21 protein-coding genes and 1 tRNA gene are annotated in these 22031 nt (G+C 58.6%); 17 read left to right on the top strand and 5 right to left on the bottom strand.

Annotated features, from left to right (window positions below; genetic code table 11):
- The first annotated feature begins 138 nt into the window (after positions 1 to 138).
- The 11 genes from ACTG2B_RS22005 (at position 139) to ACTG2B_RS21955 (ending at position 11838) form a co-directional block, all read left to right on the top strand.
- Complete coding sequence (locus tag ACTG2B_RS22005; protein WP_088868211.1) at positions 139 to 1470, top strand: glutamine synthetase family protein; 1332 nt, start codon at positions 139 to 141, stop codon at positions 1468 to 1470.
- A gap of 276 nt (positions 1471 to 1746) precedes the next feature.
- Positions 1747 to 3108, top strand: coding sequence for an aspartate aminotransferase family protein (locus ACTG2B_RS22000; RefSeq protein ID WP_201992824.1), 1362 nt, complete (start codon positions 1747 to 1749; stop codon positions 3106 to 3108).
- Between the two features lie 53 nt (positions 3109 to 3161).
- On the top strand, positions 3162 to 4259 hold the full coding sequence (locus ACTG2B_RS21995; RefSeq protein ID WP_201992851.1) for an extracellular solute-binding protein: 1098 nt from the start codon (positions 3162 to 3164) through the stop codon (positions 4257 to 4259).
- A gap of 119 nt (positions 4260 to 4378) precedes the next feature.
- Positions 4379 to 5464, top strand: coding sequence for a polyamine ABC transporter substrate-binding protein (locus ACTG2B_RS21990; RefSeq protein ID WP_201992825.1), 1086 nt, complete (start codon positions 4379 to 4381; stop codon positions 5462 to 5464).
- Positions 5465 to 5542: 78 nt separating this feature from the next.
- Positions 5543 to 6697, top strand: coding sequence for a polyamine ABC transporter ATP-binding protein (gene potA, locus ACTG2B_RS21985; RefSeq protein ID WP_005340704.1), 1155 nt, complete (start codon positions 5543 to 5545; stop codon positions 6695 to 6697).
- Positions 6694 to 7599 carry an ABC transporter permease subunit gene (locus tag ACTG2B_RS21980; protein ID WP_439996844.1) on the top strand — a complete coding sequence of 302 codons (906 nt, stop codon included), beginning with the start codon at positions 6694 to 6696 and terminating at the stop codon, positions 7597 to 7599. Before potA ends, ACTG2B_RS21980 begins: the two co-directional genes overlap by 4 nt.
- A complete protein-coding gene (locus ACTG2B_RS21975) occupies positions 7596 to 8441 on the top strand; it encodes an ABC transporter permease subunit (RefSeq protein ID WP_005355472.1) in 846 nt (281 codons plus the stop codon). The genes ACTG2B_RS21980 and ACTG2B_RS21975 overlap by 4 nt, the downstream gene beginning before the upstream one ends.
- Positions 8442 to 8486: 45 nt before the next feature.
- The gene (locus tag ACTG2B_RS21970; protein ID WP_371167196.1) at positions 8487 to 9191 is read left to right on the top strand and encodes an MOSC domain-containing protein; all 705 of its coding nucleotides are present in this window, start codon (positions 8487 to 8489) and stop codon (positions 9189 to 9191) included.
- A 155-nt stretch (positions 9192 to 9346) separates the two neighbouring features.
- A tRNA-Pro gene (locus ACTG2B_RS21965) sits at positions 9347 to 9423 on the top strand.
- A gap of 262 nt (positions 9424 to 9685) precedes the next feature.
- Entirely contained in the window at positions 9686 to 10300 is a 615-nt protein-coding gene (locus ACTG2B_RS21960; RefSeq protein ID WP_439996843.1) for a hypothetical protein, read from the top strand.
- Positions 10297 to 11838 (top strand): nuclease-related domain-containing protein, encoded by a 1542-nt coding sequence (locus tag ACTG2B_RS21955; RefSeq protein ID WP_439996842.1) that lies wholly within the window; start codon positions 10297 to 10299, stop codon positions 11836 to 11838. Before ACTG2B_RS21960 ends, ACTG2B_RS21955 begins: the two co-directional genes overlap by 4 nt.
- Before the next feature lie 210 nt (positions 11839 to 12048).
- Here the strand turns inward: ACTG2B_RS21955 and ACTG2B_RS21950 are convergent, their stop codons facing one another.
- The gene (locus ACTG2B_RS21950; RefSeq protein ID WP_005356927.1) at positions 12049 to 12576 is read right to left on the bottom strand and encodes an AbiTii domain-containing protein; all 528 of its coding nucleotides are present in this window, start codon (positions 12574 to 12576) and stop codon (positions 12049 to 12051) included.
- A gap of 124 nt (positions 12577 to 12700) precedes the next feature.
- Positions 12701 to 13165, bottom strand: a complete 465-nt coding sequence (locus tag ACTG2B_RS21945) for a thioesterase family protein (RefSeq protein ID WP_005355465.1) — start codon at positions 13163 to 13165, stop codon at positions 12701 to 12703.
- Positions 13166 to 13298: 133 nt separating this feature from the next.
- On the opposite strand from ACTG2B_RS21945, the gene recQ reads away from it, so the two are divergent.
- A complete protein-coding gene (gene recQ, locus ACTG2B_RS21940) occupies positions 13299 to 15134 on the top strand; it encodes an ATP-dependent DNA helicase RecQ (RefSeq protein WP_429202123.1) in 1836 nt (611 codons plus the stop codon).
- A 67-nt stretch (positions 15135 to 15201) separates the two neighbouring features.
- Here the strand turns inward: recQ and ACTG2B_RS21935 are convergent, their stop codons facing one another.
- Complete coding sequence (locus ACTG2B_RS21935) at positions 15202 to 15504, bottom strand: c-type cytochrome (RefSeq protein ID WP_005340687.1); 303 nt, start codon at positions 15502 to 15504, stop codon at positions 15202 to 15204.
- Positions 15505 to 15609: 105 nt separating this feature from the next.
- On the opposite strand from ACTG2B_RS21935, the gene ACTG2B_RS21930 reads away from it, so the two are divergent.
- The 3 genes from ACTG2B_RS21930 to ACTG2B_RS21920 all read left to right on the top strand — a co-directional run bounded on the left by ACTG2B_RS21930 (position 15610) and on the right by ACTG2B_RS21920 (position 18169).
- On the top strand, positions 15610 to 17037 hold the full coding sequence (locus tag ACTG2B_RS21930; protein WP_429202125.1) for a protein adenylyltransferase SelO: 1428 nt from the start codon (positions 15610 to 15612) through the stop codon (positions 17035 to 17037).
- Between the two features lie 10 nt (positions 17038 to 17047).
- Positions 17048 to 17335, top strand: a complete 288-nt coding sequence (locus tag ACTG2B_RS21925; protein ID WP_429202127.1) for a DUF3630 family protein — start codon at positions 17048 to 17050, stop codon at positions 17333 to 17335.
- Positions 17336 to 17494: 159 nt separating this feature from the next.
- Entirely contained in the window at positions 17495 to 18169 is a 675-nt protein-coding gene (locus tag ACTG2B_RS21920; protein ID WP_005340680.1) for a 7-cyano-7-deazaguanine/7-aminomethyl-7-deazaguanine transporter, read from the top strand.
- 268 nt (positions 18170 to 18437) lie between these two features.
- Here ACTG2B_RS21920 and rraA read toward each other — a convergent pair whose 3' ends face one another.
- Positions 18438 to 18923, bottom strand: coding sequence for a ribonuclease E activity regulator RraA (gene rraA, locus ACTG2B_RS21915; RefSeq protein ID WP_005340678.1), 486 nt, complete (start codon positions 18921 to 18923; stop codon positions 18438 to 18440).
- Between the two features lie 146 nt (positions 18924 to 19069).
- Between rraA and ACTG2B_RS21910 the strand changes: the two genes are divergently transcribed.
- Together ACTG2B_RS21910 and ACTG2B_RS21905 are read left to right on the top strand one after the other, a co-directional pair.
- Positions 19070 to 20923 carry a methyl-accepting chemotaxis protein gene (locus ACTG2B_RS21910; protein ID WP_115521500.1) on the top strand — a complete coding sequence of 618 codons (1854 nt, stop codon included), beginning with the start codon at positions 19070 to 19072 and terminating at the stop codon, positions 20921 to 20923.
- A gap of 122 nt (positions 20924 to 21045) precedes the next feature.
- Complete coding sequence (locus tag ACTG2B_RS21905) at positions 21046 to 21696, top strand: chromophore lyase CpcT/CpeT (RefSeq protein WP_069527634.1); 651 nt, start codon at positions 21046 to 21048, stop codon at positions 21694 to 21696.
- A gap of 100 nt (positions 21697 to 21796) precedes the next feature.
- Here ACTG2B_RS21905 and rpmE read toward each other — a convergent pair whose 3' ends face one another.
- The gene (gene rpmE / locus ACTG2B_RS21900) at positions 21797 to 22012 is read right to left on the bottom strand and encodes a 50S ribosomal protein L31 (RefSeq protein ID WP_005340673.1); all 216 of its coding nucleotides are present in this window, start codon (positions 22010 to 22012) and stop codon (positions 21797 to 21799) included.
- Between the last annotated feature and the right edge of the window lie 19 nt (positions 22013 to 22031).

Raw genomic sequence — 22031 nt, 5'->3', positions numbered from 1 at the left:
TATAGTTTTTTAAACACGTCCGCTTGACATTCCCCTTGATGGCGGGCTTTTATGGTGATGTTGATTACAATTTTATAACAAGGGTGTTCCATATATTAGACACCCTTGCCAATGGCAACCGTAAAGTCGGGGTTTAACATGGACAGTATCAAAGGCTGGATGGAGAGCAATCGCATCACGGAAGTGGAGTGCCTGTTCCCGGATTTCACCGGCAACGCCCGGGGCAAGATCATCCCAGCCAACAAGTTTTTGCGTGAAGGGGGCATGCGTCTGCCCGAAGTGATTTTCACCCAGACGGTGACCGGCGAATATCCGGATGACGACAGCATGATCGACCCGCTGGAGCGGGACATGCAGCTCTATCCCGACCCCAACACCATCCGTTTTGTCCCCTGGGCGCTGGAGCCCACTGCCCAGGTGATCCACGACTGTTTCGACGTCAACGGCAAGCTGATCGACATCGCGCCGCGCTCCGTGCTGCGTCGGGTTCTGTCATTTTACGAGAAGCAGGGCTGGAAGCCGGTGGTGGCGCCCGAGCTGGAATTCTATCTGGTCACCCGCAACGAGGACCCCGACTATCCGCTGGTGCCGCCGGTGGGTCGCAACGGCCGCCCTGAGACCGCCCGCCAGTCGTTCAGTATCGATGCGGTCAACGAGTTCGACCCCATCTTTGAAGACATGTATGACTACTGCGAGGCGCAGGAGCTGGAGGTGGACACCCTGATCCACGAGTCGGGCGCCGCCCAGATGGAGATCAACTTCCTGCATGGTGATGCCATCGATCTGGCGGATCAGGTGTTCCTGTTCAAGCGCACCATGCGTGAAGCCGCTCACCGCCACGGCATCTATGCCACCTTCATGGCCAAGCCGATGAGCGACGAACCGGGGTCGGCCATGCACATCCACCAGAGTCTGGAAGATGTGAACGGCCATAACCTGTTCGGCACCCCGAGCGGCGGTAATAGCGAACAGTTCATGCACTTTATCGCCGGTCTGCAGAAATACACCCCGGCGGTGACCGCCCTGCTGGCCCCCAACGTCAACTCCTACCGCCGCCTCACCTTTGGCGAGAGCGCGCCGCGCAACGTACAGTGGGGGGTTGAGAACCGCACTTGTGGCCTGCGGGTGCCCTTCTCCGACCCGAGCGCACGGCGGGTGGAGAACCGCTTCGCCGGTGCCGATGCTAACCCCTATCTGGCGCTGGCCGCCACTCTGGCCTGTGGCTATCTCGGCATGATGGAGAAGCTGGAGCCGCTGCCGGAGATGAAGTCGAGCGCCTATGACCTGCCCTACAGCCTGCCCCGCTCGCTGGAGGAGGCACTCAGCCATCTCGAACAGTGCGAGCCCATCAAGGAGATGCTGGGGGAGCGCTTCACCCGCGCCTTCGTCGCGGTCAAACGCAAAGAGTACGAGACCTACTTCGGGGTGATCAGTCGCTGGGAGCGGGAGTTCCTGCTGCTGAACGTTTGATCCCCCTGTAACGGGGAGGCCGGAGTCGGCCTCCCCGGTCCCTGTATCGAAGAGACCGGAACGCGAGTCAGGTGGCGGCTGCCACCTGTGAGTGGTTGTGGCCGAAAGAGCGCTGCGACCTGGATTGATTAACGATTGAATCTTGCCAAATCGAAGGCGCAGGGGAGTAACGAATGCAGCAGACACGCCGTGAGTGACTGTGGCTGCGAACGTGCCGACTCATCTGACTATTTGACGACTGAATCTTGCTAAATCGAAGGAACCGAGGAGCAACAAATGCAGCAGACAACCCGTGAGTGGCAACAACTGGATGCCAGCCACCACCTGCACCCCTTTACCGACTTTCAGGCCCTGAACAAGAAGGGCTCGCGCATCATCACCAACGCCAGCGGCGTCTATCTGGAAGACTCCGAGGGAAAACGCATTCTCGACGGCATGGCGGGCCTGTGGTGCGTCAATATGGGCTATGGCCGCCAGGAGCTGGTGGATGCCGCTACCCGCCAGATGCAGCAGTTGCCCTACTACAACCTCTTCTTCCAGACCGCTCACCCGCCGGTGATCGAGCTGGCCACCCTGCTGGCCGAGGTGACGCCAGCCCATCTCAACCACGTCTTCTTCACCGGCTCCGGCTCCGAGTGCAACGACACCGTGCTGCGGATGGTGCGCCACTACTGGGCCAGCAAGGGTCAGCCTGACAAACAGGTGATCATCAGTCGCCATAACGCCTATCACGGCTCCACCGTGGCGGGGGCGAGTCTGGGTGGCATGAAGGGGATGCATGCCCAGGGCGGACTGCCCATTCCCGGCATAGTGCACATCGATCAGCCCTACCACTTCGGTGAGGGGCGGGGGATGAGTGCCCACGAGTTCGGGCTGGAGCGGGCCCGTCAGCTGGAGCAGAAGATTCTGGAGCTGGGGGTGGACAAGGTGGCTGCCTTTATCGGCGAGCCGATCCAGGGGGCGGGCGGCGTCATCATTCCGCCTGACAGCTACTGGCCGGAGATCCAGCGCATCTGCGATCACTACGGCATCCTGCTGATCGCCGACGAGGTGATCTGCGGCTTTGGCCGTACCGGCCACTGGTTTGCCAGCGAAGGGTTTGGCATCAAGCCGGACCTGATGTGTCTGGCCAAGGGGATCACCTCCGGTTATCTGCCGCTCGGCGCAGTGATGGTGAGCGACCGGGTTGCCAAGGGGTTGGTGGAGGAGGGGGGCGAGTTCAACCACGGCTTCACCTACTCGGGTCATCCGGTCTCTTGCGCCGTGGCGGTGGCCAATATCCAGCTTATGCAGAAAGAGAGCATAGTTAAGCGAGTGCATGATACTATCGGCCCCTATTTGCAGCGCCGCTGGGCGGAGCTGGCCGATCATCCGCTGGTGGGAGAAACCCGAGGCAAAGGATTGGTCGCCGCGCTGGAAATCGTTGAGGACAAGCAGACCAACCGGCGTTTTCCGGCTCAGGCAAATGCGGGGATGACTTGCCGGGAGTTCTGCTTTAACAATGGCTTGGTGATGAGGGCGGTAGGCGATACCATGATCATATCGCCCCCCTTGGTCATCACCGAGGAACAGGTTGATGAATTGGTCGATCTGGCCAGGCGCAGTCTGGATCTGACAGCCGCAAAGCTGAAGGGTTGAGGCAAGTCGGGCAGGTTGGCATGCGCATACAATTTGCTTAGGAGACAAGGATGATGTCTTTCAAAACAGGAGTGATCGCTGCCTCTGTGGCTCTGGTCATGGCAAGTGCCGGAGCAATGGCTGAAGAGAAGGTGCTGCACGTCTACAACTGGAGCGACTACATAGCGCCGGATACCCTGGATAACTTCCAGAAGGAGACGGGGATCAAGGTGGTCTATGACGTGTTCGACAGTAACGAGGTACTGGAAGCCAAGTTGCTGGCGGGTAGCTCGGGCTACGACATCGTGGTGCCATCCAACCCCTTCCTGGCCAAGCAGATCAAGGCGGGCGTGTTCCAGAAACTGGACAAGTCCAAGCTCTCCAACTGGCAAAACATGGATGTCGACCTGCTCAAGGCGCTCGAGCCGAGTGATCCGGGCAACCAGTACTCCATCCCCTATCTGTGGGGCACCATCGGCTATGCCTACAACGCCGAGAAGGTGAAAGCCGTGCTGGGGGCCGAGGCCCCGGTCAACTCCTGGGATCTGGTGTTCAAGCCGGAGAACATGGCCAAGTTGAAAGAGTGTGGCGTCTCCTTCCTCGATTCACCGACCGAAATGCTGCCGGCTGCCCTGCAATATCTGGGCTTCAAACCGGATAGCCAGAAACCGGCCGAGCTGAAGAAGGCTGAGGAGCTGTTCCTCTCCATCCGTCCCTATACCGCCTATTTCCACTCCTCCAAGTACATCTCGGATCTGGCCAACGGCAACCTCTGCGTCGCGGTCGGTTACTCCGGTGACTTGCAGCAGTCCAAGGCGCGGGCAGCCGAGGCCAAGAATGGCGTCGCGCTCACCTACACCATTCCGAAAGAGGGGGCAGGCAGCTTCTTTGACATGATCGCCATTCCGGCGGATGCCAAGAACGTCGAGGCGGCCCACACCTTCATCAACTACCTGATGAAGCCGGAGGTGATCGCCAATATCACCAACGTGGTGCAGTTCCCGAACGGCAACAAGGCGGCGACCCCGCTGGTGGATGAGGCGATCCGTACCGATCCGGGTATCTACCCTGATGCGGCGACCCTGCAGAAGATCTACACCTTCCCGGATCTGCCGGCCAAGGTGCAGCGTCTGATGACCCGCAGCTGGACCAAGATCAAGTCCGGCAAGTAAGTAACGAATGCCCCTCCCGGTCCGCAGTTCGGCCGGGAGGGTAGTGATGCCATCCATCCGGATGGGCCGCGCGAATGGATGCGCAGACGGTCAACCACTGAAACAGGAGAACTGACACCGTGAATACAACCAGATTGCTAACCATAGCGCTGACCATGGGATTGGCGAATGTGGCCCAGGCTGCCCCTGTGCTGCACTTCTACAACTGGTCTGACTATATCGGCGAGACCACCCTCAGCGATTTCCAGCAGGCGACCGGGATCAAGACCGTCTATGACGTGTTTGACTCTAACGAGACCCTGGAAGGCAAGTTGCTGACGGGGCGGACCGGTTACGATCTGGTGGTGCCCTCCAATAATTTCCTGGCCAAGCAGATTAAGGCGGGAGCCTTCCAGAAGCTGGATAAATCCCTGCTGCCCAATCTGGCCAACCTGGATCCCGTGCTGCTCAAGCAGCTCGACAAGGTGGATCCGGGTCATCAGTACGCGGTGCCCTATCTGTGGGGGACCAACGGCATTGGCTACAACGTCGACAAAATCAAGGCGGTGCTGGGGGTCGACAAGATTGACTCCTGGGCCACCATCTTCGAACCGGAAAATATGGCGAAACTCTCTCGCTGCGGCGTCGCCTTCCTCGACTCTGCCGACGAGATGATCCCTGCTGCCCTCAACTACCTCGGGCTCGATCCCAACAGTCATGCGACGGGGGATATCAAGCAGGCCGAGGCGCTGCTGCTCAAGGTACGGCCCTATGTGGCCTACTTCCACTCCTCCAAATACATCGGCGATCTCGCCAATGGCGACATCTGCGTGGCAGCCGGTTTTTCCGGCGACATCCTGCAAGCCGCTACCCGCGCCGATGAAGCTGGCAAGGGGGTGAAAATTGCCTACAGCATTCCGAAAGAGGGGGGCAATCTCTGGTTCGACATGATGGCGATCCCGTCCGATGCCACCAATGTCAAAGAGGCGCACGCCCTCATCAACTACGTCCTGCAGCCCGAAGTGATCGCCAAGGTCAGCGACTATGTGGGCTACGCGAATCCCAACTCAAGGGCGGGCGAGTTTATGGATGAGGCGGTGCGCAACAATGAGGAGGTTTATCCCCCTCAGGCCGTGCTGGAGCGACTCTATGTGCAGGAAGCACATCCCCGCTCCGTACAGCGTCTAATCACCCGGAGTTGGACCAAGATCAAGTCCGGTACCTAACCTTGGTGCCCGTTCGGGGGCGCCAAATCGCTTTTATGGATCGGCTGCAAGGCCGGTATCACGTTGGGGAGTTTGGTAATGGCGATAGCCTCCAGTGCCTACAAGAAAGCCCTCGAGGGCAGTCAGCAGCGCAAAGAAGTGCTGGTGAAAATTGATCGGGTAAGCAAGCAGTTCGACGAAACGCTGGCGGTCGATAACGTATCTCTCAATATTCACAAGGGAGAGATTTTCGCCCTGCTCGGCGGGTCCGGTTCCGGCAAATCGACCCTGCTGCGGATGCTGGCCGGTTTCGAGCGCCCGACCGAGGGGCGGCTGTTCCTCGACGGGGTCGACATCACCGACATGCCCCCCTATGAACGCCCCATCAACATGATGTTCCAGTCCTACGCCCTGTTCCCCCATATGACGGTGGCCCAAAACATCGCCTTTGGCCTCAAGCAGGATGGCCTGCCCAAGGCCGAGATCGATGCCCGCGTGGAGGAGATGCTCAAGCTGGTGCAGATGACCCAGTATGCCCGCCGCAAACCGCATCAGCTCTCCGGTGGCCAGCGCCAGCGGGTGGCGCTGGCCCGTTCCCTGGCCAAGCGTCCCAAGTTGCTGCTGCTGGATGAACCCATGGGGGCGCTCGACAAGAAGCTGCGATCCAAGATGCAACTGGAGCTGGTGGAGATCATCGAGCGGGTCGGGGTGACCTGCGTCATGGTGACCCACGATCAGGAAGAGGCCATGACTATGGCGGAGCGGATCGCCATCATGCACCTCGGCTGCATCGAGCAGATCGGTAGCCCGATGGATATCTACGAGACTCCAGCCAGTCGGCTGGTGTGCGAGTTCATCGGCAACGTCAACCTGTTTGACGGCCTGCTGGTGGAGGATGAGCAGGACCACGCCACCATCGCCTGCGCCGATCTGGAGCAGCCCATCTATGTGGGCCACGGCATCAGCTCCCGCGCCGAAAACAAGAAGGTGACCTACGCCCTGCGGCCGGAAAAACTGCTGATGAGTCTGCAAAAGCCGGAGGAGATCGAGCACCCGGACTTCAACTGGACCAAGGGTGAGGTCTATGACATCGCCTATCTGGGCGGTCACTCGGTTTACCACATCCAGCTGCCCTCGGGCAAAATCGTTCAGGCTTTCATCGCCAATGCCGAACGCCACGGCAAGCGGCCAACCTGGGATGACCAGGTGTTCCTCTACTGGGAAGATGACAGCGGCGTGGTGCTGCAATCATGAAGTTCTTGCAACGACTGAAGCGGGTCGGGGGGCGCCGACTGGTGATTGGCATCCCCTTCTTCTGGCTGTTCCTCTTCTTCCTGCTGCCCTTCGTCATCGTGGTGAAGATCAGTTTTGCGGAAGCGGATGTGGCGATCCCGCCCTACACCGACGTGGTGAGCTGGGCCGACAATCAGCTCACCATCCTGCTCAACATGGGCAACTACCTGCTGCTGCAGGAGGATGAGCTTTATATTGCCGCCTATCTGGGCTCCCTCAAGATGGCCTTCGTCAGCACTTTGCTTTGCCTGCTGATTGGCTATCCGATGGCCTACTCCATTGCCCGGGCCAACAAGGAGACCCAGACCGTTCTGCTGCTGCTTATCATGATGCCGACCTGGACCGCCATTCTGATCCGGATCTACGCATGGATGGGGATCCTCAGTAACAACGGCCTGCTCAACAGCGTTTTGCTGGGGATCGGGGTGATCAACGAGCCGCTGCAGATCCTCAACACCAACCTGGCGGTCTATATCGGCATTGTTTACTCCTACCTGCCCTTCATGGTGCTGCCGCTCTACGCCAATCTGGTCAAACATGACCAGAGCCTGCTGGAGGCAGCCTCCGACTTGGGGGCTCGCAACCTGACCCGTTTCTGGCAGATCACGGTACCGCTCTCCAAGAACGGCATTATCGCCGGCTGCATGCTGGTGTTCATCCCGGTGGTGGGGGAGTTCGTTATTCCGGAAATGCTGGGCGGCCCGGAGACCCTGATGATCGGCAAGGTGCTGTGGCAGGAGTTCTTCAACAACCGCGACTGGCCGGTTGCCTCTGCACTGGCGGTGGTGATGCTGGCGGTGCTGATCATTCCGATCATCCTCTTCAACCGTAACCAGGCCAAAGAGCTGGAGGGCAAGGCATGATGAAGCGTTTCGGTTTTGCCAAACTGATGCTCTGGCTGGGGCTGCTGTTTATCTACCTGCCCATGATCATCATGGTGATCTACTCCTTCAACGCCTCCAAGCTGGTGACGGTGTGGGGTGGCTGGTCGCTGAAGTGGTACTTCGGCCTGCTCGATAACAAGCAGCTGATCGGGTCTGTGTTCCGCTCGCTGGAGATCGCCTTCTACACCGCGATCGCTGCTGTGGCGCTGGGGACGGTGGCGGCTTTCGTGCTGACCCGAATTCCCCACTTCCGTGGTCGCACCCTGTTCGGCGGCATGGTGACGGCGCCGCTGGTGATGCCCGAGGTGATCACCGGTCTGTCGCTGCTGCTGCTGTTCGTGGCGATGGCCCAGCTGGTGGGCTGGCCCGCCGAGCGGGGCATGCTGACCATCTGGATCGCCCACACCACCTTCTGTACCGCCTACGTGGCGATCGTGGTGTCGGCGCGGTTGCGGGAGCTGGATCTCTCCATCGAGGAGGCGGCAATGGATCTCGGCGCCAAGCCGTGGAAGGTGTTCTTCCTGATCACTATCCCGATGATCGCCCCCTCGCTGGCGGCAGGCGGCATGATGTCGTTCGCCCTGTCGCTGGATGATCTGGTGCTGGCGAGCTTCGTCTCCGGCCCGGGCTCGACCACCTTGCCGATGGAGGTCTTCTCGGCGGTGCGGCTCGGGGTGAAACCCGAGATCAACGCGGTGGCCAGCCTGATCCTGCTGTCGGTATCGCTCTTTACCTTTGGCAGCTGGTATCTGATGGCCAGGGCGGAGAAGCGCCGTCGCGCCGAGATCGCCATGACCACCCAGATGCAGGCCGTCGTCTGACGCCATGATAAGATCCGCCTACTCTCGTCAACCAGGAGGATGAGTATGCGGATCTCCCTTTTTAGCGGTCGTGGCACCGAGCTGGTGCCCGGCCTCACCAGCGCCATTCACAAGCAACCGATCTCTGCACCAGTTCGCTGTACTTTTGCCGGTCTGGAAGGAGATGAACAGTGTGACCAGCGCCACCACGGTGGCCCGGATCGGGCGCTCCACTACTATCCTGCCGATCACTATCTCTGGTGGCAGACCTGGCAAACCGCGCTGGGCTTGCCTGCGCCACGCACACCCTGGCAACCTGCCGCCTTTGGCGAGAACCTCTCCGGTATCGGGCTGACCGAGGTGCAAGCCTGCATTGGCGATGTCTATCGACTCGGCGAGGCGCTGATCCAGATCAGCCAGCCGAGATCCCCCTGCTTCAAGCTCAACCAGCGTTTTGGCTATGGCCAGATGTCCCAGGTGATGCAGCTGAATGGCCGTTGTGGCTGGCTGCTGCGGGTGCTGGAGGAGGGCATGATCGCGCCTGACACGGCCATGGAGCTGGTAGACAGACCCTATCCCGAACTGACGGTGAAGCGCACGGCGGATATCCTGTTCAATCAGGTGCGCAACGAGACTGACCTGCTGCTGTTGCTGGAGAATCCGGCCCTCTCGCCCAACTGGCGCCAGCATGCAGCCGACTGGCTGGAGCATGGCACTGTGGCTGACTGGCAGCGCCGTCTGCTGGGACCGGCATCCCTGCGCCTGGCCTGACAGCCGGTTACCGGAATGTCACCAGCTGGCTGCAGCCCGGTAAATGGGTGAAAAGAGTGCTGAATAGTTGAGCGAACGGCGTTTTTTTTCCTGTTAAATGCAAAAAAGGCTTGTGTCAGGTCTGGGCTTTCGGTAAATTCCCGTCCCGCAGACATCGGTGTGTAGCGCAGCTTGGTAGCGCACTTCGTTCGGGACGAAGGGGTCGGAGGTTCGAATCCTCTCACACCGACCAAATTCAATAAGGGCTTAGCTTCGGCTAGGCCCTTGTGCATTTCCGGCCCTCCAGTTCTGTGGGGCATTTTGATTTTCTGTCCTGTTTACCACATCTGCAATCGATACCTATTGACTCCTCATCCGTTGTTTCCCCCTTCTTGGAAACGTGTTAACTATTTCCTTCCATACAGATTGTCCGACTCGTTGCGGGCCTCAAATGAGCGGCTGATTTCAATCTCTTTGAATATCAAGGTTCGACGGCAGGAAAAGGATGACCAGATATGCAAGGCCAGGAACGGCAATGCCAGGAGTTTTACCAGACTCGTTTTGCTGGATATGCACAGCAGCTTGCCCCATTCGCCGCACTTGATGAGTGCCTTCACGACTTTCTGGATCAACGTCCGAGCGGCAAATACACAACTCGCAATCGTGCTGCCGGACTGGCTGCCGCATCCTTTTGGTGGGAGCCAGTCAATCTTGAAAGTGCTCAACTGGCAAGCTTGGCACTGGGACGTATTTTGCATTTTGAGGATGCTATTAGCACTGCGCTGCTGGATCATCTGTCCGCTCGTCATCCAGATGTATTGCGTTGGGCGATTCGTTACTCGAAGCTGTTTACACGCAGCGATTCACCGCTCTGGCAGCATCTTCGGGACAATCTCGTCAGCAAGGATTGGTGCGTATTTTTCGGCGTCTGTGATCGCTTGCTTGAGCAACTCGAACCATTCGATAAAGCCATCGCACTGGCTGAGTCCCACCTGAAGTCGCTTACGCTATTAGAGCTACTTTCCTATTTGAGCGTGACAGCTTATGGGCACTTGGTGCCGCTAAGGATAGAGACAGCAGGGCGGAAGATTGGGATGTCTATGATCGGATTATCGCGCGCAAACTGTTGAATTGTTCCGAGCGTGATTTTCAACTGACAGAGGAGGTTCTCGGCCGATCTCTCAAGCGTCATTTGTCGCCACTCCTTTTTCCACAGTCAGGTGTGGGGCGAGAGTGTGTTGCCTACCTCGAATCGGTTGCCCTGCTTATTGCCGCTATGCGCGAGCGAATCGATTACGAGAATTCCATCAATTGGTTCTGTTTTGACAGCGATTGCGGTTACCAGCTCAAGCCGGGACAACCGGTCATCTTCAATAAAACTGATTTGGGCTCACAGCGCTGGCAGCGTACTGAGAGAAAAAGCAGGTTGCTTTGGCACTACTGGATGTACCGCGCGATTGAGCAATTCGCAGCGTCCGATATGGCTGGCGCAATCATAGGGAGGCCGGAAAACCACGAAGCGAATCAGCTTGCTTACATAAAAGCCATTCGCAGTCAGCTCTACCTGCAGACCATTTTCGGGTTGGGTGAGCGGGTCAGACTGAACGATGGAGCTGAGGTAGCCCTGCACCACGCGATATTAGCCAGTGAGCTGACAACCGTGTTCTTCGAGCAGGCATTTCTCCAGCCTTTTCTGCGCTATATGGATGACTCAGGTGTAGCAGTGAAGGCTCTGGGTCAATTGGCTTTTGAAGGACTTGTGCATGGTGAGAACCGCTTTCCCATCACCTGGTCGGAACCGAAAGATAAGATCCGTCGTATTTGTGGTTGGACCGTCAGCCCTGAGCATCCCAAGGGCGACCCCGAGGCGGCCGAAGCCATCCTGAAGTTCTGGACCAGTGATCTGCAGGCTCTATCCGCGCAGATAAGGCAAGCGCCAAGCATACCGTCACCACGACTGTACGAGCGGCCGTTCTACAAGATTGGCCGCTACAGTTTTCAGTTCCCCTGGGTTGCCGGTCAACAGAACAATCTGACCGCTGCGGTGAATAACCTGCGTCGTGTTGAACAACGCAGGCCAGCTTTGCGCAGCGAAACGGAGCGTATTGAACATACCCTTGCCGAAGCGCTAAGGCAGAGGGGATTCCACGTCGTGGTGGGCTACCAACCGCCACTGAGTGATGAGCGCGATGCTGGCGAAGTGGACCTGATCTGTCACTTGGATGGGGTTGCGTTGCTGCTGGAGGTCAAGTCTGGCTTCATTCGTTCAACTCGCCATGAAGTCTGGCTGCATCGAACCAATACCCTGCGCAAGGCGGCGAGGCAGTTAAAGCGCAAGCAACCGGTTGTGCTTCAAGCACTGCAAAATGACCAAGGGTTGCGTTCAGCTCTATTGCTGAGTGATGTTAATCCTCTGCCAGCCCTGCATGCCTGGGTTGTGGATACGTCGATTGAATTTGATGGTGAGGTTGTCGATGGGTTCCACGTCGTCTCCCGCGAGATCATGGAGATCGCTTTGCGCGATGAACCGCATTATCTGCGGGAGTTTGAAGAGATGGATGAGGCTGAGGCTGGGAATGAGGTAGAGACTCTGTATGCCGACGGATTCAGTGCGCAAGCTCTTGTTAGGTTGATCGAGTCCGATGGGGTCTGGAGTGATGTGCTGTAGAACGTGACAAGTAGGTTTGCGGAATTCATGAGGTGTGGGGCGCCACATTTTGGCTATCTGCTTGGCAATAAAGCAGTAGCCGTGTGCATTAAAAGGGCCACCGCTCGGTGGCCCATCGGTGGAGTCTGATCCTGACTCCGGCACTCTAGATTGTGGCAATCTCGCTATGGGTCTTGTCTATGGTGCCCTCCTTGCGCGCCAGGCGCTGACTCAGATATGCCAGTGCTGATGCCGCAAAGCCTTGAAACTGTGTTGAGGCAGCAAGGCCGCGTGCTTGGGGTACTCACTAATGAAATGTTCTATTCCCTCCATCAGTTGTGCACGTAATGAAATCACGGGCTCATGCCAGGCTTGCAGGCATAAATGGCCGGGGATCAACTGCTCCTGATAATCTTCCAGCAGCTGTTCTGGCCAGGGTTCAATACCGGAATTGCGTTGCAGCAAATAGTGGGCGGCGGGTTCACGGGCATAAATGAACTGAATTTGGGCCAGATCGCGTTGGCATAGCGTTTGACTGTTGATATGACAGGTCAAATATTTTCCCGTTTTCAGATCCAGAAAGTGACCGCGTTGCCGACAGGGAACGATGCGATACCAAGGCAGGGGTGAGGAGAGAGAATACCCCTCAAGCTCCTGTTCCAACCAGTGGCGACACTCGGGTGTCTGCACCTCGTCGAGCATGGACTCGAGCTGTGTCAACAAGGCTCTGGATGGTTTGATGGCCAGTTTCGCACTCATCGCCTGCAATCCTCCCTCTGCACACAATCCCGACTATCAGTATGGACCTTGTTCGGCCAGAGGGGGTAAGGAATCTAATGATTAAAATTGGATTAGCCGCGTGGTTTTTATGCACTAATTTGGTTCAACCCACCAGATAGGTACCAGTGCCGAAGGCGATGTGGGTGCCCTCTTCGTTGTGCAGCTCCATCCGGGCTACCGCGACCTTGCTGCCGGCCCGGATGATGTGGGCGGTGGCGATAAACTCGTTGCCGCGCCCCGGGCGCAGGTAATCTACCCGCAGATCTATGGTGCCGAGGCGAGCGAAGCGCTCCTTGAGATAACTGGGGGAGAACTCCTCCAGCTCGTCGATGCAGGATGCGGCGACGATCATGCCGCCCGCTACATCGAGCAGCGTGGCGGTGACGCCGCCGTGCAGGATGTTGTGGAAAGGGTTGCCGATCAGCTTCTCGTCCATCTTGATACGCAGCTCCACCTTGTCGAAGTCGTAGTGGGTCACCTGCATGCCGATCAGCTTGTTGAAGGGCATCTTCTCGGCAAACAGGTTGGCAATGCCACTGAGCGCCATCTTCTTGAGCATCTGTTTCATTCTCTGATCTCAATCCTTGTCATCAAAGCCGAGTAAAAACTCCAGCCAGTCTGCAACAGTTCCTTAACAGTCGCAATGGCAGGTTTATTGTGGGCGGCGGCTGCTTTAGAATGGCGACCCCAAAGGAGAGCCCATGACCGCGATTGCCGAAACCCTGCCAGATCCTCAGCCAGAGAGTCCGCTTGCCCTGCTGCAGGCGGTCTTCGGCTATCAGCAGTTTCGGCCGGGTCAGCTCGAGATCATCGAGCAGATCGTCGCGGGGCGCGATGCGTTGGTGCTCAAGCCTACTGGCGGCGGCAAGTCGCTCTGCTACCAGATCCCGGCACTGCTGCGGCCCGGGCTCGGGGTGGTGGTCTCTCCACTGATCTCCCTGATGAAGGATCAGGTCGACAGCCTGCGCGCCAACGGTGTGGCGGCGGTCTACATCAACTCGGCCCTGAGCCGGGAGGAGATGATCCAGAACTTTGCCGCCATGCGCCGCGGCGAGATCAAGCTGGTCTATGTCTCCCCCGAGCGACTGTTGCAGCACGAGTTTATGGATCGGCTGGCCGAGCTGCCGCTCGGGCTGTTCGCCATCGATGAGGCGCACTGTGTCTCCCAGTGGGGCCACGATTTCCGGCCTGAGTATGCGGCGCTGGGGCGGCTCAAACAGTGGTTCCCGCAGGTGCCTGTGGTGGCGCTGACCGCCACCGCCGACGAGGCGACCCGCAGCGACATGCTGCACCGCCTCGAGCTGAACGATCCCTTCATCCACACTGCAAGCTTCGATCGCCCCAATATCCGCTACAGCTTGGTGGAGAAGTTCAAGGCGGCCGAGCAGCTGCTGCGTTACGTGCAGAGCCAGAAGGGCAACTGCGGCATCGTCTACTGCTCCAGTCGCAACCGGGTGGAGGAGGTGGCCGAACGGTTATCCCGCCACGGCTGCAAGGCCGCGCCCTATCATGCGGGGCTACCGCTCGAGCAGCGCCAGCAGACCCAGGATGCCTTCCTCAAGGATGATGTCGAGATCGTGGTGGCAACGGTGGCGTTTGGTATGGGCATCGACAAGCCCAATGTGCGCTTCGTGGTGCACTACGACATCCCGAAGAACATCGAATCCTACTATCAGGAGACCGGCCGCGCCGGGCGCGATGGCACCCCCGCCGAGGCGCTGCTGCTCTACGATCCCGCCGATATCGGCCGAGTGCGCCGCCTGCTCGACAACATCGAGAATCCCCAGCAGCTGCAGGTGGAGCAGTACAAGCTCAACGTGATGACGGCGTTTGCCGAGGCGCAGACCTGCCGCCGTCAGGTGCTGCTCAACTACTTTGGCGAGTACAACGACAAGCCGTGCGGCAACTGCGATATCTGTCTCGATCCGCCCAAGAGCTATGACGGCACTGAAGATGCCCAGAAGGCGCTCTCCTGCGTCTGGCGGGTGGGGCAGAATTTCGGGGTAGGTTATGTGGTGGAGGTGCTGCGCGGGTCGCTGAACCAGCGCATCAAGGATCACGGCCACGACAAGCTCTCGACCTACGGCATCGGCAAGGATCAGAGCCACGAATACTGGATGAGCGTGATCCGCCAGCTGATCCACAAGGGGCTGCTGACCCAGAACATTACTCGCAATCTGGTGCTGCAGCTGACCGAAGCGGCCCGCCCCGTGCTGCGTGGCGAGGTGAAGCTGGAACTGGCGGTACCCCGCCTGCAGCCTATCTCCAGCCGCAAGGAGAAGCGCAATGGCCTGCTCGACAACGCCAACTACGACAAGCGACTGTTCAAGGAGCTGCGCGGCCTGCGCAAGCAGATTGCCGAGGATGAAGAGGTGCCGCCCTACGTGGTGTTCAACGATGCGACCCTGGTGGAGATGGCTCAGCTGATGCCGATGACCGAAGACGAGATGCTGGCCATCAACGGCGTCGGTCACCGCAAGCTGGAGCGCTTCGGCGAAGCCTTTATGGATCTGATCATCGACTACTGCCGGCGGTAGGGTCGATTAGGCAGCCTAATCGACCACGGTAAGCGCGGCTCGGAAGAACCAAGGGTTAGACGCGAGGTTATTTCAGGCTGGCGTAGAAGGCGGCCAGATTGTCGATATCCGCATCGGTCAGCGGCGCCATGAAGGGGTCCATCAAGGGCTCTTTGCGAGTGCCATCCTTGAACGCTTTCAACTGTTTCACCAGATAGGCGGCATTCTGACCCGCCAGATGGGGATAGTTGGGGATCATCGCCTTGCCTTCCACGCCGTGACAGGCGGCACAGACCGCCGCCTTGGCTTTGCCGGCTTCAATATCGGCAGCCTTGGCCTGATGACCCCACGCCAGTGCCAGCAAGGGCAGGGCATATACCCATTTTTGCATCTTCTTCTCCTTGAATTGAAAAATGATGGTTGCCAGTGAGCACAAGCATGGCTGACGGCAGTATAAAGAGTGACACGAGCATACGCAGGGACGAATGGCACAACCATGAAGTTGATCAACACTTTTGCTACCGAGTTGCCCTGGGCCTGTGAACCCGTGGTTCCCCAGCCGCTGCAGCAGCCCCGGTTGCTTCATCTCAACCGGGCTTTGCTGGATGAGTTGGGGCTGGGAGGCATCAGCGAGGCTGACTGGATCGCCTGTTGTGGTGAGGGAAAAATGCTGCCTGGTATGCAACCGGTAGCTCAGGTCTATGCCGGCCATCAGTTCGGGGGTTATAGCCCCCGGCTTGGAGATGGTCGCGCGCTGCTGCTGGGTGAGCAGCTGGCGCCGGATGGCCAGCGCTGGGATCTGCACCTGAAGGGGGCGGGTAAAACCCCGTTCTCCCGTTTTGGTGACGGCCGCGCCGTGCTGCGCTCCAGCATTCGCGAATATCTTGCCTCCGAGGCGCTCCATGCTCTCGGCATCCCGACCACCCGTGCGCTGGTATTAGTGGGGAGTCAGGAGCCCGTTTATCGCGAGCAGGTTGAGACAGGGGCGACTGTGCTGCGCACCGCCCCCAGCCATCTGCGCTTCGGTCATATCGAGTATTTCGCCTGGAGCGGGCAGGGGGAGAAGATCCCGCCGCTCATCGACTATCTGCTGCGCCACCACTTCCCCGAGCTGGAGAGTGGCGCCGAACTGTTTGCCGAAGTGGTGCGCCGCACCGCGCGCCTGATTGCCAAATGGCAGGCGGCGGGCTTCTGTCACGGGGTGATGAACACCGACAACATGTCGCTGCTCGGCCTGACGCTGGATTACGGCCCCTACGGCTTTATCGATGCCTATGTGCCGGACTTTGTCTGCAACCACTCGGATCCGGCGGGCCGCTACGCGCTGGATCAGCAGCCTGCGGTCGGTTACTGGAATCTGCAAAAACTGGCGCAGGCGCTGGCTGGCTATGTAGACGGTGATGCGCTGGCTGCAGCGTTGGCCCAGTACGAGCAGCAGCTGATGCTGCACTACTCCGAGCTGATGCGGGCCAAACTCGGGCTGGCGGTGTGGGAGGAGGATGACCCGGCGCTGTTCCGCGAGTTGTTCCGGTTGCTGGCGGCTAACAAAGTGGATTACCACCTGTTCCTGCGCCGTCTCGGTGAGGTGACGCAAGAGGGGGCGTGGCCTGCGTCTCTGCTGGCCCTGTTGTCTGAACCTGGTGTTTGGCAGGCGTGGCTGGAACGCTATCGGGCGCGGATAATGCGCGAAGGCAGCGAGGATGTCGTGCGCAAGGCGCAGATGGATGCCATCAATCCCAAGTATGTGCTGCGCAATGCGCTGGCCCAGCAGGTGATAGACGCCGCCGACGCAGGGGATATGCAGCCGTTCGAGCGGCTGTTCGCCGCCTTGCAGCGCCCCTTTGATGAACAACCCGAATGTGAGGATCTCGCCACCCCGACTCCGGCATGGTATTGCGGTGGTGAGCTCTCCTGCAGTAGCTGAGAGACAGGGAATGAGTTGGCAAATCAAACAGGTAGATAGCGAAGTTGGCGTGGTGACGCTGGATTGTCCGGCGCTCGAGTGGGACTCGTTTCCGCTGTTGGCGCAGGCCTTGCTGCGAGAGTGGGAGCTGCAGCCGCTCGAGCAGGATACGGGGGCCGACCGCCATAGTTGGTTGCTGGGGTTTGAAGGGAGCCAGTTTCGGCTTGAGTATGAACACTACAGCGGCTGCTGGCTGGAGGCGGTGCGCCCGGCGGATCGGGAGGCGCTGCTCTGGCTCGCCAGACAGCACAAGGCGTGACTATCGCCTGCAAGGCTAGCTCTGCGGCTGGCCAACCTGGATGAGCCTAATCGCATAAAGATTGAACTATCGGTTTTGGGGCGTATAATCTCGCCCCTCGATTATCGCCAATGGTGGTGATATGGGTTCCCTAACCCCATTAACCAAAAAGGTCACAAGATGAATCTGACCCCTGCGCAGTACCAAACGGCGCTCGTTCGCCTGTCGTTGTTCCACATCCTGATCATTGCCAGCAGCAACTATCTGGTGCAGCTGCCGATCACCGTGTTTGGCTTCCACACCACCTGGGGCGCGTTCAGCTTCCCGTTTATCTTCCTGGCCACTGACCTGACGGTGCGGATCTTCGGTGCCGGTCTGGCACGCAAGATTATCCAGACCGTGATGCTGCCTGCGCTGGCGGTCTCCTATGCGCTCTCTGTGCTCTTCTTCGAAGGGAGCTTTCAGGGCGTTGGTCATCTGGCTGAATTCAACCTGTTCGTGGCGCGTATCGCGCTGGCCAGCTTTATGGCCTATCTGGTAGGGCAGTTCATGGATGTGGTGGTGTTCAACCGCCTGCGTCTGCTCAAGCAGTGGTGGATTGCGCCAGCGGCCTCCACCCTGTTCGGTAATCTGGTTGATACCATCGCTTTCTTCAGTGTGGCCTTCTGGCGCACCACAGATCCTTTCATGGCAGAGCACTGGGTCGAGATCGCAACCGTCGATTACGTATTCAAGTTGCTGATAAGCCTTGGTTTGTTCGTGCCGCTCTACGGTGTCTTGCTGCGCTACCTCAGCCGCAAGCTGGTGGGCGAGGCCGGATTATCCAGCCTGCAAACGGCCACCCGGCAAGCCTGACCAGATTGACCACCCTTCGCGGTGGTCAATTTTTTGCACTTTCTGCAAATAGCGCTTGCCTAGTTAAATGAGAATGATTATTGTTAACTTGTTTTCCGGGAAAGACTTCATTCGTTCCAACGTGATGGACTTCTTGTGAAGGCACGACATTGCTCACATTGCTTCCAGTTAAGGGCCAGTTTATCTGGCCCTCTTTTTTGTCATTTTTCAGCAAGTTGCAGGCATAAAAAACGGGAGCCAAGGCTCCCGTCGTCACGCTGTCTGTGGCTTACTCGATATCGAGTGCCTCGGGGGAGAGGATCACCCCTGTGGTATCGGCGTAGAGGTGGTCGTCAGGCAGAAAGGTCACGCCACCGAAGTTGACCGGTAGATCGGTCTCCCCTACATCCTTGCTGTCGGCACCGACCGGAATGGCTGCCAGTGCCTGAATGCCGATATCCAGATCTTCCAGAATATCGACTTCGCGGACGCAGCCGTAGCAGACAATCCCTTCCCAATCGTTCTCGGCCGCCGTGGTGGCGATGTCGCTGTCGATCAGAGCTCGGCGCATGGAGCCACCGCCATCGATCAGCAAGACACGTCCCAGTCCGTTCTCTTTGACGAGTTCACGGATCAGGCCATTCGATTCGAAGCATTTGACGGTGGTGATGACGCCGCCGAAAGAGGCGCGGCCGCCGAAGGAGCAGAGCATGGGTTCAAGCACATCCACCATGTCCTGATAGATGTCGCACAGTTCAGAAGTATTGTATTCCATAGTGTCAAATCCACGGCTGGAAACAGGTGCAACCAGTATAAGGAGTGGGTGTGGCATTTCAATGAATATTCCTTGCACAGATCACCTGTCGCCGCTTTTCTGCATAAGCTCAATGCAGTTCACTGCCAGTTTGCGAGAGGTCCATCGTGCTTATCCGTCATAAGTTGATCCTGAATACCGTGCTGGTTGCCGTTGCCATGCTGGTACTGAGCGGCCTGTTTATCTACTCCAGCCAGGTGCACCGTCACCTGACCGAAGCCCAGCGCAATATCGACCAGCTGGAGATCGCCATGCTCAACCTGCGGCGGGCCGAGAAGGATTTTCTGATCCGCAAGGATATGACCTTCGTCGAGCGCTTCAATCAGGGGCTGTCTGACTTTCACCAGCACAATCGGGAGCTGGTGACCGATGACAATCTGGCGGCTGTCGAGGGGGAGCTGACCAGACTGGATCAGCAGATCAGCGGTTATGGCAAAGCCTTCAACGATCTGGTAGCCCAGCAGCAGAAGATTGGTCTGGGGCCGGAGGAGGGGCTCTATGGCAAGCTGAGGGCGGCGGTGCATGAGGTGGAGAATGGGCTCAAGCAGCTGGATCAGCAGGGGTTGCTCATCACCATGTTGCAGCTGAGGCGGGCGGAGAAAGATTTCATGCTGCGCTCCGATATCCAGTATCTGGAGCGTTTCGAGGCCTTGCACAAGAGTTTTCAGGATAGCCTTGCCACTTTGCCGGAGGCGGGTCGCGGCAAGCTGGAGCAGGCCAGCAAGCAGTACCGGCAGGACTTTGTGGCGCTGGTGCAGGGGATGCAGGTACTGGGGCTGAAAGAGGATGAGGGGCTGCGCAACCAGATGCGGGATTTGGTGCATCAGACCGAACAGGGGTTTGCCGCCGTCGATCAGCACATTGTCGCTGAGCTGGAGCGGCAGAGCGCTCGCCTCAACAGCCTGATGCTGGTCTGTGGCGGGGTGATTGTGGTGCTGATCGCCATCATGAGCGTGTTGCTGGGGCGCAGCATCGACCGTCCCATTACTCAGGTGAATGATACCGTCAACCGCATTCGCCAGGATAATGACCTGCGCCTGAAGATAGAGCTGCGCGGGGCAGATGAAATGTCCCAGCTGGCAGGCAATCTCGACGTGATGCTGGACGGGTTTCGCAACCTGATTGGCGAGGTGAAGCAGAGCGTGCACACCCTGACCGAAGCGGCGGATCACCTCTCGGCCAACGTCAAGCGCACCAGTGAAGGGGCGGCGCGCCAGCTGCAGGAGACCGACATGGTGGCGACCGCTTCCACCGAGATGGGCTCCACCATCGAAGAGATCGCCCGCAACACCGAGCAGGCGGCCAACAATGCGCAGGCGACCAACAACAAGGCGATGGAGGGGCGGGCTGCGGTCGAGAATACTGTCGAGCAGATCCGCTCACTGGCGGGCAATCTGGAGAGTTCATCCCGCGAGGTGAGCCAGCTGCAAAAAGAGAGCGAGACCATCGGCTCCGTGCTTGACGTGATCCGCGGCATTGCCGAGCAGACCAACCTGCTGGCTCTCAACGCGGCTATAGAAGCAGCCAGGGCAGGGGATCAGGGGCGCGGCTTTGCGGTGGTGGCCGATGAGGTGCGCAATCTGGCCATCCGTACCCAGAAATCGACCCAGGAGATTGCCGGCATCATCAGCTCGCTGCAGAAACAGACCGGCAGCATCGTCGATGTGATGGCGACCTGCCGCGAGCAGGGCAACCGCAGCTCGGATCAGGCCAGTACCGCAGGGGAGTTGCTGGGGCAGATCACTCAGGATGTTACCCACATCATGGATATGAGCACCCAGATTGCGGCAGCCATCGAACAGCAGAGTTTGGTGGCCAACGAGGTGAACCGCAACGTCAACAACATCCGCGACATCGCCCAGGAGTCGAGCATCATGGCGGAGGAAAATGCGAGATCCAGCGAGGGCCTCAACGAGCAGGCCCAGCTGCTCAACAAGGCGGTGGCAAAATATCGGGTTTAGTGAGCGGACTGGCATCCTTGTGAGGTTTTTGCACCAGAGTGGCAATGATTTGATCGTAATGGCTGTTATTGGGGAAATTCGCTCATATAATCGCCGCCACTATGATGATTCGGAAGGATTCGATGGCAAAGTTGCTGGTGGCCGTATTCGGGCTGCTCTGTTCCTGTCTGGTGTTGGCAGGTTCGGCGCCTCAGGCTACCCCACTCAAGCCCGGTATGGAACCGCTGCTCAGCTGGTTCAACGGGGCCTTTACGAGCCGGGAGCAGGCCAGTTACGACAGCCGCTTTACCAGTGCCGAGCTGCGCCTGATGGAGATCTGGCCCGGCTATCAGGGCTATCGCTGGGTCTATGCCGAGCAGTATCTGAGCATGCGCTCCATTCGCCCCTTTCGTCAGCGCATCTATCGCTTCTCACCCGCCCCTGACGGGCGGATCCTGATGGCCGAACTGACCATGCCCCGTGCCACCGATTTTGCCGGTGCCTGGCATGATCCCGCCCTGCTCGACAGCCTGACCCCACAGCAGCTCTCCTTGCGCCACGGTTGCGAGATCTGGCTGACACGCACTCCCTCCGGCGAATATGCCGGTCACACCCGGGTGGGCCACTGCTCCACCGATTTTGGTGGTGCAACGACGCTGGTGCAGCATATCTGGATTGGTCCCGACAGCGTCAGATTGCTGGATCGCGCCTATGACAACGCAGGGAGCCCGCGCTGGGGTAGCCCGGGTGAGGGGTATGTCTATTTGCGTCGTTCCAAAGGGTTTGGCCAGTAGGGGAGAGTGCGTCTGGCTGCGGGAACATGAAGGATGAAAAACAGGGATCGTAAAAAAGGCGCCCGATGGGCGCCTTTTTCAGAATTCTTCAGAAGTAAAATTACTTCTTGGTGGTCATCGCACCGAAACGCTTGTTGAACTTGTCTACGCGGCCGCCGCTAGAAACTTCTTTCTGCTTGCCGGTGTAGAACGGGTGGCACTCGGAGCACACGTCCAGGTTCAGATCTTTACCGATGGTAGAGAAAGTGTTGATGACGTTACCGCAAGAGCACTTGGCGGTGATGGCTACGTAGTCAGGATGGATACCAGCTTTCATGGACAACCTCAATTAATAG

The sequence above is a fragment of the Aeromonas sp. 30P genome (assembly GCF_051919805.1).
Classification (GTDB): Bacteria; Pseudomonadota; Gammaproteobacteria; order Enterobacterales; family Aeromonadaceae; genus Aeromonas; species Aeromonas veronii.
This window is presented reverse-complemented; position numbering and strand designations above follow the sequence as displayed.